The sequence below is a fragment of the Armatimonas sp. genome, assembly GCF_043757465.1.
Taxonomy (GTDB): Bacteria; Armatimonadota; Armatimonadia; order Armatimonadales; family Armatimonadaceae; genus Armatimonas.
The window spans coordinates 59,951-73,127 of the sequence record NZ_JAYVPL010000002.1 but is presented as its reverse complement, the minus strand read 5'-3'; the positions used below and the strand labels follow the sequence as shown (position 1 = coordinate 73,127).

The 13,177-nt window shown below is 58.8% G+C and carries 14 protein-coding genes; 7 read left to right on the top strand and 7 right to left on the bottom strand.

Features of this window, described 5'->3' with window-relative positions; genetic code table 11:
* Positions 1-10: 10 nt before the first annotated feature.
* Positions 11-214 carry a hypothetical protein gene (locus ACH2ED_RS00435; RefSeq protein WP_395088139.1) on the bottom strand — a complete coding sequence of 68 codons (204 nt, stop codon included), beginning with the start codon at positions 212-214 and terminating at the stop codon, positions 11-13.
* Between the two features lie 52 nt (positions 215-266).
* Here ACH2ED_RS00435 and ACH2ED_RS00430 point away from each other — a divergent pair, with 52 nt between their 5' ends.
* From ACH2ED_RS00430 to ACH2ED_RS00410, 5 genes are all read left to right on the top strand, one after another.
* Positions 267-662: a hypothetical protein gene (locus tag ACH2ED_RS00430; protein ID WP_395088137.1), complete on the top strand. Its 396-nt coding sequence runs from the start codon at positions 267-269 to the stop codon at positions 660-662.
* A gap of 40 nt (positions 663-702) precedes the next feature.
* Positions 703-2,475, top strand: coding sequence for an ABC transporter permease subunit (locus ACH2ED_RS00425; protein ID WP_395088136.1), 1,773 nt, complete (start codon positions 703-705; stop codon positions 2,473-2,475).
* A 67-nt stretch (positions 2,476-2,542) separates the two neighbouring features.
* Positions 2,543-3,628 carry a selenide, water dikinase SelD gene (gene selD / locus ACH2ED_RS00420; protein ID WP_395088134.1) on the top strand — a complete coding sequence of 362 codons (1,086 nt, stop codon included), beginning with the start codon at positions 2,543-2,545 and terminating at the stop codon, positions 3,626-3,628.
* 5 nt (positions 3,629-3,633) lie between these two features.
* Entirely contained in the window at positions 3,634-4,524 is an 891-nt protein-coding gene (locus ACH2ED_RS00415; RefSeq protein ID WP_395088133.1) for a hypothetical protein, read from the top strand.
* On the top strand, positions 4,511-5,395 hold the full coding sequence (locus tag ACH2ED_RS00410; RefSeq protein WP_395088131.1) for a hypothetical protein: 885 nt from the start codon (positions 4,511-4,513) through the stop codon (positions 5,393-5,395). The genes ACH2ED_RS00415 and ACH2ED_RS00410 overlap by 14 nt, the downstream gene beginning before the upstream one ends.
* Before the next feature lie 42 nt (positions 5,396-5,437).
* Here the strand turns inward: ACH2ED_RS00410 and ACH2ED_RS00405 are convergent, their stop codons facing one another.
* The 3 genes from ACH2ED_RS00405 to ACH2ED_RS00395 are packed head-to-tail and all read right to left on the bottom strand — an operon-like array spanning position 5,438 to position 8,375.
* Positions 5,438-6,223 carry a CPBP family intramembrane glutamic endopeptidase gene (locus ACH2ED_RS00405; protein ID WP_395088129.1) on the bottom strand — a complete coding sequence of 262 codons (786 nt, stop codon included), beginning with the start codon at positions 6,221-6,223 and terminating at the stop codon, positions 5,438-5,440.
* Positions 6,186-7,616: an amidohydrolase family protein gene (locus ACH2ED_RS00400; protein WP_395088127.1), complete on the bottom strand. Its 1,431-nt coding sequence runs from the start codon at positions 7,614-7,616 to the stop codon at positions 6,186-6,188. The genes ACH2ED_RS00405 and ACH2ED_RS00400 overlap by 38 nt, the downstream gene beginning before the upstream one ends.
* Positions 7,617-8,375 (bottom strand): DUF1559 domain-containing protein, encoded by a 759-nt coding sequence (locus ACH2ED_RS00395; RefSeq protein WP_395088125.1) that lies wholly within the window; start codon positions 8,373-8,375, stop codon positions 7,617-7,619.
* 143 nt (positions 8,376-8,518) lie between these two features.
* Here ACH2ED_RS00395 and ACH2ED_RS00390 point away from each other — a divergent pair, with 143 nt between their 5' ends.
* Both ACH2ED_RS00390 and ACH2ED_RS00385 read left to right on the top strand, forming a co-directional pair.
* Complete coding sequence (locus ACH2ED_RS00390) at positions 8,519-9,340, top strand: DUF1559 domain-containing protein (RefSeq protein ID WP_395088123.1); 822 nt, start codon at positions 8,519-8,521, stop codon at positions 9,338-9,340.
* A 92-nt stretch (positions 9,341-9,432) separates the two neighbouring features.
* Positions 9,433-10,251, top strand: coding sequence for a type II secretion system protein (locus tag ACH2ED_RS00385; protein WP_395088121.1), 819 nt, complete (start codon positions 9,433-9,435; stop codon positions 10,249-10,251).
* 19 nt (positions 10,252-10,270) lie between these two features.
* Here ACH2ED_RS00385 and ybeY read toward each other — a convergent pair whose 3' ends face one another.
* From ybeY to rpsU, 3 genes are read right to left on the bottom strand one after another with little or no spacing between them, the layout of a single operon-like run.
* Positions 10,271-10,594 carry an rRNA maturation RNase YbeY gene (gene ybeY, locus ACH2ED_RS00380; protein WP_395088119.1) on the bottom strand — a complete coding sequence of 108 codons (324 nt, stop codon included), beginning with the start codon at positions 10,592-10,594 and terminating at the stop codon, positions 10,271-10,273.
* A 1-nt stretch (position 10,595) separates the two neighbouring features.
* Positions 10,596-12,899 (bottom strand): HD family phosphohydrolase, encoded by a 2,304-nt coding sequence (locus ACH2ED_RS00375; protein WP_395088117.1) that lies wholly within the window; start codon positions 12,897-12,899, stop codon positions 10,596-10,598.
* 57 nt (positions 12,900-12,956) lie between these two features.
* The gene (gene rpsU / locus ACH2ED_RS00370) at positions 12,957-13,148 is read right to left on the bottom strand and encodes a 30S ribosomal protein S21 (protein WP_309695514.1); all 192 of its coding nucleotides are present in this window, start codon (positions 13,146-13,148) and stop codon (positions 12,957-12,959) included.
* Positions 13,149-13,177 lie beyond the last annotated feature (29 nt).

Genomic DNA, 13,177 nt, shown 5'->3' with positions numbered 1-13,177 from the left:
ATCCGGTACGCTAGCGCTTCTGTTTTTTGGGCTCGGTGTAGAGCTCTGAGAGCGCTTGTAAGGAACTCTTCGGGTTTGCCGCCTCTTCCGCGATCAGCTCCTCGTGGCGCTGACGGATCGCCTTCATTTTTTTGGTCGCACGGATCGTCAGGGCGATGATGGTTGGGATACCAAAGACCCAGATGACGATGCGCAAGTTTTCGTAGGGTGTCACGCCTCTATTGTACCGCCCTCGTTTATGGGGGTGGGGACGGTATAATATTCCCATGGCCAAGATCAATCCCGGCGACACTGTTACTGTCGTTCAGCGTGAGCAAACGCCCGCTGATATCAAGAGCGGAATGTACTATCCCCACTACGGCGGTCTCAGTGGCACCATCCTGAAAGTTTATAACGAGGAAGCCTCGGTGCTGGTAGACCGTGAGACGCTTCCTGTCGAGCTACGTAAGCGCCACGAAGAGAATGAGAAAGCCATGAAAGTCAAGTGGCTGGACGGGCTCTCCGACGAGGCTCGCAACCGTCTGACGGGGGCGGAGAAGAAGTTTGGTCTCAACTACGCAATCCTCGTTTCTGTTCTGGATCTCACGCCCGGTGAGGCAAAGCGCCTGACACCAAACGAGCTGGATGCTGCTGAAGAGGCCTTTCTAGCGAGCCGGAAGTAGACTGCAGATTCCCCCGTCGGACGGGGGCTAGGGGGTTGGTGTGCACATCTCGCGGATCGGGCGCAACTCGCTGAAAGTGCGGCTCGGGCTGGCGGCACTGTATCTGGTGCTCAGCCTGGGCGCGGTCACGACTCTTTACCCGTTTCTGCTGATGCTCTCGACCGCCACGAAGAGCCAGTCGGACTTCAACGACTACGCTCCCGCGCGGCTGATCCCGGCCTACTGGCGCGAGGATTCCGCGCTCTACGTGAAGTATTTAGAGGATCGCTACGCCAATAACTTAGACGAGCTGAACGCCGCGCACCATGCGGACTACAAGAAAGTCGCGGAAGTGCCCGTCCCAAAACCAGAAGAGAGCGCTGGTCGTGTGGTCGAGTGGCAGAGATTTGCCGAGGCACTGCCGGCCCACCTCCTACGCGCGGGTTTTGGCGAGCACGAGAACGCTCCCGCGCCGCTTTTGATGCGTTTTCGCGACTGGCTCAAGGAAAAATATAGCAACGATATAGACACCCTCAATAAATCCTGGCGTGAGGAAAATGTCCGGTTTGAGACCATCACAGCCCCGATTGAGAAGCCGTCGCTGCGTGCGTGGATGCCCCAGAGTGACCGTCCGAAAGTCAAGGACTGGTTTGAGTTTCGCACGAGCCTTCCCAAGAACTATCTCGTCCCAACCTTTGGCGATGCGCTCTGGCGCAAGTACCTCAAAGAGGACATCTACCAGGGCAAGCTTGCGGATCTAAATGCCGCCTGGAAGACGCGCACTACGGACTGGGAGACACTGACGCTGCCCGCCACGGCTCCCACGGGTGCGGTCTACAAGGACTGGGAGGCGTTTATGCGCACCAAGTTCCCGCTCCGCATGCTCAAAATGGACAGCAGTGCCGCGCCCGCCTGGCAGGCATTTCTGGCAAAGCGAAAGCGTCCCCAAATCGTGCTTCCCGCCGTGCCGCCCGCTGATGGTCTCTCGCTCACGGACTGGATGGAGTTCCTCAAGGCCGACGCGCCGATTAGCGCCTTCACAGCCGAGACACCGGAGAGCCTCTGGCGGGAGCATATCCAGGATCTGAACGCCCAGCCGCCACAGGCCGCCCTTGACTTTGCCTTCGTGAAAACGCACGGCTCCGAGCTGCGCCGCGACTTTGCGACGCGCAACTTTATCCATGTCTACCGGCAGCTCATGACCGGCGGGCAGAGTGGGCGGACGCTGTTCAATACGGTGGTTTTCTGTATGCTCTCGATCCTCGGAGCCCTGATCGTCAACCCACTCTGCGCCTACGCTCTTTCGCGCTACCCGCTGCCCTACACCTACAAAGTGCTGCTCTTTCTGTTGGCGACCATGGCATTCCCCGCCGAAGTGGCGATGATTCCAAACTTTCTGATGCTCAAGAGCCTCGGGCTACTCAACACGTTCGGTGCCCTGATCCTGCCGGGCCTTGCCAGCGGCTACTCGATTTTCTTGCTCAAAGGCTTCTTCGATTCGCTGCCCAAGGAACTCTACGAAGCGGGGATTCTCGACGGCGCGTCGGAGCTGATGATGTTCGCCAAAATCACGCTCCCGCTCTCGCTCCCGATCTTCTCCGTCATCGCTCTCCACGCCTTCACTGGTGCCTATGGTGCCTTCCTCTTCGCCCTGGTCGTCTGCCAGGACCCGAAGATGTGGACGATCATGGTGGCGCTCTATAACTTGCAGTCCAACGCCCCTCAGTACGTTATCTTTGCGGCATTAACACTGGCAGCGCTCCCAATCCTCATCGTCTTCCTCGCTGCGCAGAAAGTGATCCTGCGCGGCATCGTCCTCCCGTCCTTCAAATAGAAACCTCGTGGTGGATCCGTCGCTAATCCCGTGTCTTCACACCCTGGCATTGGGTACAATACGACCGATGTCTGGTACGAATCCCCCCAATGGTCGTGAGCTTGCGGCGCAACGTCTGACAGCGCGGGTGCGCTGTGCGGGCTGAGCGAGCAAGATCGGGCCGTCGGCTCTGAAGATAATTTTAGCGGGCCTGCCGCAGGAGAAGCATCCCGATGTTCTCGTCGGGCTGGACACGTCCGACGACGCCGGGGTGATCCGCCTCAGTGATACGCTTGCCTTGATCCAGACCCTGGACTTCTTTACCCCCATCGTGGATAACCCCTACGACTTCGGGAGGATCGCTGCCGCCAACGCGCTCTCGGATGTTTATGCGATGGGCGGTGTGCCGCTTACAGCGATGAACATTCTGTGCTTCCCGATCCACGAGCTACCCGGTGAGGTGCTCGCTGATATTCTTCGTGGCGGAGCGGATCAGCTCAAGCTCGCGGGTGTGCATCTGGCGGGTGGGCACAGCGTGGATGATCCCGAACCCAAGTTCGGGCTCTCGGTGACGGGCACGGTGCACCCGGACAGGATCACTACCAACGCGGGGGCACGCCCTGGTGATCTTCTCGTGCTCACCAAGCCGCTCGGAACGGGAATTCTCATGACGGCAGCCAAGTTCGATAAGCTCGACGACGCAACAATGCAGCTTGCTGTGGAGAGCATGGCGACGCTTAATGCCGCAGCGGCAACGGCGATGCGGGAGATAGGCATTGGCCCGGGTTGTGTCTCGTCGGCGACCGACATCACAGGCTTTGGCTTGCTCGGACATCTCTCCCACATCGCGCGGCAGAGTGGCGTACGTCTGCGCCTTGAAAACGATGCCATTCCCATCTTCCCCCGTGCCTGCGAGCTAGCGGCTGCGGGTTTTGTCACGGGTGGAGGTGTCAGCAATGCCGAGTACCTGGCCGAGCTCGTCACCTTTGATCCCTCCGTCCCCGCCGATCAGCGCGAGGTCTTCTTCGACCCGCAGACCTCCGGTGGGCTCTGCATTGCGGTCGCACCAGCCAAGCTGGCGGCGCTGCTGACGGCATTGCAGAAACACGGTGTCGAGACACGCGCCGTGATCGGACGCGTGGAAGAAGGCGAGCCACAGATCATCGTAGAGTAGCTACGATGACCCAACTTGAGCAAGATGCGCTGACCTGCCTGCACATGAGATCGTACAGTCCTCTTGATACGATGGCGCTTGATCTGGTAGACGAACTGGGCTGGGCACGCAGATCACGGCCGGAGATCGTGGTAGAGGCGGCGGAAACATACCGTGTGGTGCTGGAAGCGCTGCTCGCTAAAGGCTGGGTAAAGGTCGTGCGCGAGCCTCGTGCGATGCGTCTGGAGCGCTGGCAGGCGGCGGGCTGGCTCACTCCTCCGCTTGATGAGCTTTCCGAGAGAGGTGATCTGGACTTCACCACGCTTGGCTGGCGGCTCTACCGAAATACAAAGGGCCTCAAAGATTGCCTGGTCTGGCTGGATGAGGACGAGCAGACATTCAACTGCGTGGCCGGGAGCAAGAAAGCCTGCCATGCCTGGTTTAAGAAGCGCTGCACACCGCGTGGGGGTGGGATTCTGGGCGACCGGACGACACGCCCCGCGCAACCAACCGTGATCTCGGAGCCGGTGCGGGTGGGGAAGTGGTTTAAAAGAGAGCAACAGCGCCACCAGGCGGGCTGGAAACTCACCATTCACTATCGAAAACTACGCCGTCGCCGTGTACAGATTCCCGAGCTGGGCCTTGATGCCTGGCTGGAGCCACGTGAGCATGTCCGGATTGACGGCTATTTGCCGGCGGGGCATGTCTGCTTCTGGCTCGGCGTCTCCCAGAACCCTCAGGGGCAGTATCTCTATAAGCCTGTGGTTGTCCTGGATCATCGCGGCGAGGAGCTTGTCTGGAGTGGCCCCAGCAACCTCCCTGCCCCCATTACACCGGAGCAGGCAATCGCCTATCTTACTGACGGCATACAAGCACTACGCCTCAGTGGAAAGTACCGTACCGATGACCAAACTTGAACAGGACGCGCTGATCTGCCTGCATTACCAGATGTACTGCCCCCTCGACGAGATGGCGCGCTATGTCGTAGGTGAGTTGGAGCTAGCACAGCACTTTAACAACTCTGTTACTGTGGAGACAGCAGATACCTATCGTGTGGTCTTGGAGGGAATGATTGCTAACGGCTGGTTGAGAGTTGTCCGTGAACCTCGGAACAAACGCCTGGCACACTGGCAGGCATCGGGCTGGCTAACCCCACCCGAAGACGAGTTGCCCGAAAAAGGCGATCTGGACTTCACGCCGTTGGGATGTCGGCTTTACCAAAGTAAGGCAACCGTTGAGGATCGCCTCGTCTGGGTGGACGAGAAAACGCAAACATTGAACTGCGTGGCGCGAAGTGCAAAGGAATGCCAGGCATGGTTGACCTGGGCTAGTGATCCTTTTTCCCAGGGACTATTCGATCACCGGACAACGTATCCGGTACAGCTCGTTCGGATCGCTGAGCCTGTTCGTGTCGGGCCATGGCTTTCCCGTGGGCAGCAAAAGCATCGAGTCGGCTGGAAACTGACCGTTCACTTTCACCGTGTTCGCCGCCGCCGCGTCTTGTGCCCCGAGCTTGCTGTGGACGCATGGCTGAAGCCCTGGGAGTTCATCAAAGTGGAAGGCAAGGTTGCGGGGACGCGTTTTTACTTTAGCCAAGAAGTATGTGCTTATCCCCGTGATATCTACCACTACACGCCCATTCTCACAGTTTATGTGAAAAATAACCACTTTCACTGGCAGAGTTCCGATGAACTCCCCGAACCCATGACCTCTGAGCAGGCCATCGCCGCTCTGCGCCAAGGAATCCAAGCCTGGCACCGCCAACGCCAAACCCCGAGGGGGCTTTAGCCTCCTTGCCGCGACAGCAGGCCGTTTTAACCGCCTGGCAAATCAACGGAAGTGGAAATAAAGCGCCGCGATGTCGTTGCCCAACGAGATGATGTAGTGGACGAGAAAGCACGGTAGGAACGATTTGAAGCGAATCGCGACCGGGGCTAGGAGGATTCCCCCCGGCAGCGACGACCAGAACTCGGCGGGGGGCTTACCTAGGTGTAGGACAAAGAAGGGAAGTGCCTGGACGATGGCGGCGGCCCAGGTGGGCATGATCTTGCGGAGGCCAAAGAGCAAGTAGCCCCGGAAGAACCACTCCCACGCGAACATGTAGAAACACATCACGGTCTCGTGGTACAGAAAGCGCCCGTAGTCTATCTTGCCGCCGGTGTACTGCCCGCCGTGCCACTCCATCCCGTAGAGAATCCCACTGGAGCTGAGCCAGGGAATGTAGTACGCCTGAAACTGCTTCTGGCCGGAGAAGAGCGCCAGCACGGGGATATAGGCCAGGCCAATCACCAGCGAGAAGAGCAGGGCACCGCGCGCGTTGCCCGGAGTCAGGCCGAAGTCGCTGAGCTCGCGGCGTAGGGCGACGAGAATCCAGGTCAGGGTCGGCAGGAGCAAGACCGCGATATTGAAGAGGCTGTAGTCATCGAAGCCGTGGAAGCGCGTGGGGCTGCGGAAGGCGGCCCAGCCGCCGTTTTTCCAGAGGAGCAGGGTGCTGATCGCGAGTCCGAGGGCGAGCGTACTCCAGCCGACGAGCTCATCACTCGCGCCTTTTGCGTGGGAACCGCCTCCACTGCCTCCACTATTTTCGTTGTTGCTGCTGCTGCTTCGCCTCGCCAAGAATCTTCTCCCCCTCTGTTCGAACTTTTCGTCGTGCTGTTGCCACACTCTGGCGGAGCCGGGCCACATCGAGTGTGGGGAAGCGCCCGTGGTCAAAGATGGGCTGACCCGCCACGACAGTGAGACAGACATCGCTGGCACGCGCCGAGTAGACCAGCGCCGCCTCCGGGCTATCATCGCCGACGGGCGCGTGGTGAATCCCATCTAATCGCACGACGCAGAGATCCGCTTGTTTCCCAATTTCCAGCGACCCCAGCTCGCGCTCCCGGTGCAGTGCGCGTGCGCCGCCCAGAGTTGCTAGGAACAAAGCCTCTTTCGCCGTGAGTGCCCCGGTGTCCTGCTCACGGGCGCGCGCTCCGTAGACGGCGGCGCGCATCTCCTCGAAAAAGTCTACCGAGTTGCCCGAGACCATCGAGTCGGTGCCCAGGCCAATATCCAGTCCGCGGTCTCTAAGTTGCCGAAGCGGCGCGAGCCCGGCCCCGAGCTTTCCGTTGGAGCGGGGGCAGTGCGCCACCGAAGCTCCGGCATTGGCGAGCAGCGTGATGTCGTCGTCGCTGGCATGGACACAGTGCACCGCGAGCGTTCGTGCATCCAGAGCGCCGGATTGTTTGACGTAAGCAATCGGCGAAATGTTTTTGGTGTCCCACGGGATACCACGCCGGTCAAACATCTCTTTAAAAGGTCCGCCACCGATCTGAAAGAGTGCTTCCTCAGCGGGGGACTCAGCGAGATGGATGGTCTGGATGTAGCCATTTTGATCGGCGAAGTTGGCGAGGGCTTTGAAGAGCTCGGCGCGGACGGTATAGGGGGCGTGCGGGGAGATTCCCAGGTGGACGCGGCTCTCAGCACTGCTTCGGGTGAGTGTGCTGCCCATCTGTGCGAGCTGGCGCTTGAGAATATCGAGCGTCTGACTTACTGGCGGTGTGTTCTCGATCCCAAAGACCTCGCGAAAGACCGTCCCCCGCAGGCCGGAGCTTGCCAGGGCACTCACGCTCGCGCCCGCATCGCAGGCATCTCCAATGGTGGTGATCCCCGCCGCCGCCATCTCCGCCGCCCCGAGCGTTGCCGAGGTCACCCAGTCATCGAGGGTTAGAAACTGCTTGAGCGCCGTGAGCCCACGGATCCAGGGGAAGAAGGGCATGTCCTCCAGCAGGCCGCGCAGCACGGTGTACTCAAGATGCGCATGGACATTGACAAAGCCGGGCAGGATCGCCGCCAACCCCAGATCCAGCGCCCCGTCGTCGGGCCGCGCCCGCCCAACATAGGTCAGCTTACCGTTTTCAAATGCCACCTCACCGTTTTCAAAGAGCGGGCCGGAGATGGGAAGCACCCAGCGTGCCTTCAGCCGCACAGAGCCGTCGGTGTTGCGCAGGAGATCGGTCAGATCAGGCATTTATTGGCACGGGTTCGAGCTGGGGGCCGCGAGAGTGACACTCCACGCCTTCTGGTAATCGTCGTTGGTGAGGAACTTGACATGGCCATCGGCAAAAAGAGTGGTGTAGCGTAGCCCCTTGCGATCCCAGCCGAGCGGATCGAAGCGTAGCGGGCTGGCGTGCCAGCCGCCGTTGCCATCAAAGAGAATATTGACTTGTGCCAGACCCACTTCCTGGCCGGTGGATGTCAGCGCCGTCGCTGTGTCTATGTTCAGGCGGCGGAAAGCGATCTCGGTGCGGAACAGATACGATGCCCCGTAGCGCTCGTACATGCTCGGGCGAGCGAAAAGAGGGCAGGGGCCGCCGCAGTTAAAGTTGTTATCCAGAATATCAAAGCCCGTGTCACTTGCGCAGCGCCAGACCTGACGGTTCTTAATATAGGGCGTCAGCGAGCCAGTCACCCAGTTGGTGGTAGGAAGCACAGGCGAGTCGTGGAGAAAGGGCATCGCATCAATGATCGCCTTGCACTGCGGGTAGCCCGCCCAGATCTGCGGGACATAAGCATCCGACGCATCTTTGGCGTAGGGGTAAAGGCCGTCGTAGTCCTGTGCATACATCTGCACCGCCATCCCGATCTGGCGCAAGTTGCTCTGGCAGGTTGCCTTGCGTGCTTGCCCGCGTGCTTGTGCGAAGACGGGGAAGAGAATGGCGGCGAGAATCGCAATAATGGCGATGACGACCAGGAGTTCAATGAGCGTAAACGCGCGGTGCTTCGTCATAAAATCAGTGTACCACCCGAGCCTATTTTTTAGGCACACTATCATTTTGAGTGGAACAACGGTATGATATATACTGTCTTATGTGCAGGACTCTTCCCGAGCCTGATTTCCCTTCAAACAACCTATCCAAAAGGACTTCTTCTATGCAGCACAAACGTGCATTTACTCTGATAGAGCTTCTTGTGGTTATCGCCATTATTGCGATTCTCGCCGCCATTCTCTTTCCCGTTTTCGCGCAAGCACGCGAGAAAGCCCGCCAGACCGCTTGCCTCTCAAACATGAAGCAGATTGGCACTTCCCTCATGATGTATGCGCAGGACTATGACGAGATGTTCCCCGGCTATCGCTTCGCCTACCCGAACCTTTTTTCGGCGGATACTCGCGTAGGAGCCAATGCCAAGAACGCCATCTTTACCAATATGATTCTGCAGCCCTACATCAAAAATGACCAGGTTTGGAAGTGTCCTTCAAAGCCAAATGGCTGGGTCAATATTGATGCCGCCGGTGCGATGGGCAACGCCGGGAGTGGTTTCCAGAGCTACGGGGGGCAGAACTCCTATGCCATGAACAACTATGTCTTCAAATCGAATGCGGGGTTTGCGATGGCTGCGTTTGAGGCTCCTGCGGATACGATTGCGATGGTAGATGCCAGCTACTACAATGCACTGCCTCGCTACGCCTGTGCGCTACGAGCTGATCCAACGGGCACGCTGTTTGTGACAACCGGCACGAGCTACCCGAACTACTGGAAGAACCTAGGGAACTCCTACTGGGGATTTTCGGATCTGCCCAACCCGACGGATCAGCAAGCCGTTGACCGTGGTAAGGCACGTCATAGTGGCCTCCTCAATGCCATTTGGCTGGATGGCCACGCGAAGGCGACACCGTACAACAAGCTCGCGAACCTGAGTAATCAGGCAGCGGATATTTTGCTTTGGGATCCGTATAAGCAAGGCTGTAACTAGTAAGCAAGGCTGTAACTAGGCTCACCGGGTCGGTCGCGCTTAGGTTGCACGGCTGACCGTTTCGCCTCACACCCAAAAGGTTGATGAAATTTATGATTCGTCGCGCATTTACGCTCATCGAGCTCCTGGTGGTCATCGCCATTATCGCGATTCTCGCCGCCATTCTCTTTCCCGTCTTCGCTCAGGCACGTGCCAAGGCCCGTCAGACCGCCTGTCTGTCAAACTTGCGTCAGCTTGGCACCGCCATCATGATGTACGTCCAGGACTACGACGAGACCTACCCGCCCTCGCAGATTCCTCTGGGGCCAGGGGATGCCATACCGCCGCCACCTGCTAACTCGGTGCTCTCCTGGCCGACCCTCATCTATCCTTATGTCAAGAACGAGGGGATTTTTGTCTGCCCTGACGGTGAGCTCAGTGTCAAGTCTGTCACCCTCACGGTTAATGGAACGTCTGCAACGGGAAACTACTGTGGTACCACCACCGCCAATACCCGATTTGCCCCTGCGGCACACGGCGATGGAAGCACTCAGCCGTACGGGAAAGTTAACAAGCTCTCCTATGGCCGCAACCTCATTCCGACCAACGCTTGGACGACGGCAGGGTTTACAGGAGGGGACAAGAGTGGCTTTGTTACCACCAGTACGACTCTTTCCGTTTCTGAAGCATCGGTTGCCCAGCCCGCTAATACGATCCATATTATGGATGCCTGGACGACTGTCTGCGACCAGGGCAACTCGATTCGTGGTATCCAGCAGGAGCTTCGTACGGATCGCTACCCCAATATCACCGCCTCGAAAGTGGCAAACCGACACTTTGGCGGATTTGTCTGCTTATTTGGAGATGGCCATGCGGGCTACAAGAAGTGGGGCTCCTCCAAGGCCGCTGAGTGGAGCATTCAGGAAGATTAGAGCCTTTCACAATAGTTAGTTAAGGAAGGGGGTCGAGTGGTTTGCCTAGGATGCGCCGCTCGACCTCCTTCATTTTTTCGGAGCCCACTTCGCTGTCATCTTCATGGCCAAGCAGGTGCAGGATGCCGTGGACGAGGAGCAGTGCAAGCTCGTCGTCGAGAGTCCAACCACGAGCCGCAGCCTGACGCTCTGCCGTGTCACGGGAGATTACCACATCGCCCAGGTAGGTGCTCAGTGGGGCATCGGGTTCGGACTGGGGCCAGGAGAGGACATCCGTGGGTTTGTCCTTGCCACGCCACTGTGCGTTGAGCGCGTGGATTTCGTCATCGGTGACAATGACCACACTAACCTCGAAAAGCTCCCCCGTCCGACGGGGGCAGGGGGGGCATTCCCAGAGGAGTTTTTGGGCGGCGGCGGCGGCCCGTTCCCACGGCAGGGTCGGGTTCGGATGGTGATTCTGGACGAGGATCTCCGCTGGCATGAGGTTCTTTGGTGTCTTTCGCTTCTTTGATTTCTTTTGTCTCTTTGGGGTACTCGATGCGGGCATGCAGCGTGGCGCAGAGTGTGCGGGTAAACACATCCTGTACAGTCTTCAGATCTCGTAGTGTCAGAGGGCACTCATCTAGCTGGCCGTCGGCGCGCTTGTCCTCGATCATTCGGCTCACAAACTCCGTCACCCGCTGGGGAGTGGGCTTATCAAGCACGCGCGATGCCGCCTCGACACCGTCGGCGAGCATGAGAATGGCGGCCTCTTTGCTCTGTGGCTTAGGGCCGGGGTAGCGGAACTGCGACTCCAGCGTGGGATCGGGGACGCCGCCCGTGGCCTGGTGGTAAAAAAACTTCATCAGAGTCGTCCCGTGGTGCTGGGCGATCACTTCGCGGACACCAGGGGGGAGCCCCACACGCTCGGCGATCTCCAGTCCCTCTTTGACATGGTTGACCAGCACCAGCGCCGAGAGCGAGGGGCTGATCCGATCATGGACATTCTCCGCATTGGACTGATTCTCGATAAAGAACTCGGGGCGGTTCATCTTGCCCAGATCATGGTAGTACGCGGCCACACGAACTAGCATGGCATCGGCACCGATTGCCTCAGCGGCGGCATGAGCCAGATTGCCCACCATGAGCGAGTGCGCGTAGGTGCCTGGAACTGCCATCCGGAAGTCCTGAAGAATGGGGGTGGCGGGATCGGAGAGCTCTAAAAGGCGCAAGTGCGTGGTGATGCCAAAGGGCCGCTCAAAGCACCAGACCCCCAAATAAAACAGCGCCAGAGCCACCAGACCCGAGCCGATCCCCATCACCACGCCAGCCCACATCTCCCGGGGAAGATCGTGCTCGATCTGTGCGACCAGTAAGCTCAGAATCGCATTGGCACCACAGACAGCGAGCCCGGCGCGGAAGACATCACTGCGATTGCGCATGGAGGCCACGGAGACGATCCCTGCCAGTGAGGAACCCAGAGTGAATACCGTGAAGCGAAGCTCGTTGTTGAGCACGACCCCCGAGGTCACCGCGAGGAGGGCGACAATCAGGGTTGCCACCGAAGGGGAGAGCAGCAGCGCAATGACCATGCCAGCAGAGGCGACACACATCATCCCTAAGTACGACAGATTCACACCTGTAAACGGCAGGCCCAGCAGTGTTGAGCCAATCTTGATCCCCATCACCGAGACCACCGCCAGGATCGCCAGCAAAAAAAGCCGTGGAGTGTCGTTGTAGAGCGCGTTGTGGAAGAGGCGCAGATAGACTGTGACAAAACCGATAATTAGGTTGACCATGACCACAATGACGAGGACTGCCATGGTATCGAGAGCTTCATTTCGGAGTCCTAGAGCCGTCAGTGCATCCAGATGTCCTTGTGTCACCCGCTCGCCTTGGCGCAGAACCCGCTCACCTGCCGCGATCCGACGGGTCTGTCGTGGCGCATGGGACTCGGCTTCATCTAGGGCGAGCTGGGTCGCACGCTGGTCGAAGTGGCGGTTGCTCGTGATCGCGGCGCTGCTGAGGGCGGCAACGGGAGCCCGTAGGTTCTCAGGGAGATCCAGCAGGAGCGGATCCGCAAGAGTCCCACGTCTTGCCTGTTGTAGATCGCCGGGTTCATTGTCCCGGATCGTCCCCCCCATCGTGTGGCTGATTAGCTTCTGGGCAACGTCTTTGGCCTTCTGGAAGTTCTCCGCCGTGGTGCCCGTGAGCGCGTCTAGAGTTGGCTGAGTGAGAGTCAGGCCGGACTGGCGACGGATATCTTCCCGCTCGGGCTTTTCACGGATCGGGGTGGCGATTGCCTCGAAGACAGTCTTGACGGCTTCTTCCGCGTTACGCTTCGCATCTGGGATAAGCTGATAGCGTTTTTCGATGGCTGCCTTCGCTTCTTGACGAAGGCGCTCGGTCGCATCTGTGTCCTCGTAGCGTGCGGTTCGCTGCGCCGTAACATCTTCTGGAGCGAGTTCGTCTAGGGCAACACGGACACGGTTCGGCAGCAGGTGGATGCAAAGAAGCACAGAGAGAACTCCGGCAGTTCCCAGAGCAAGAAAAAGACGAAGCGGGGTAATGCGTGGCGCAGGAGAAGGTTTTCGTCGCGGCTCGGTGCGGCGGCGAGCGTTGGTAGAGTGTATTTGGAGCTCAAAAGGCAGACGCCAACGCAGCTTCATAGGCAGTTCAGCGGGAGAGAGGCGGGCAGAGGGGCAAGGTGTACGCCATGGGAGAGATTACTTTTCTTCGTTCGCCTGTCGGATCTTACGTTTACGAGCAGCTTCGGCCTTACGGCGCTTATCGCTGGGCTTCTCGTAGAACTCATGAGCGCGGGCAGTCTTCAGAACGCCGTCCTGTTGAAGGACTTTCTTGAAGCGCTTCAGGGCCGATTCTAGCTGCTCACCGGGTTTCAGATTTACTTGTGCCATATTATTTCACCCCCTCCCAAAAATCAAAG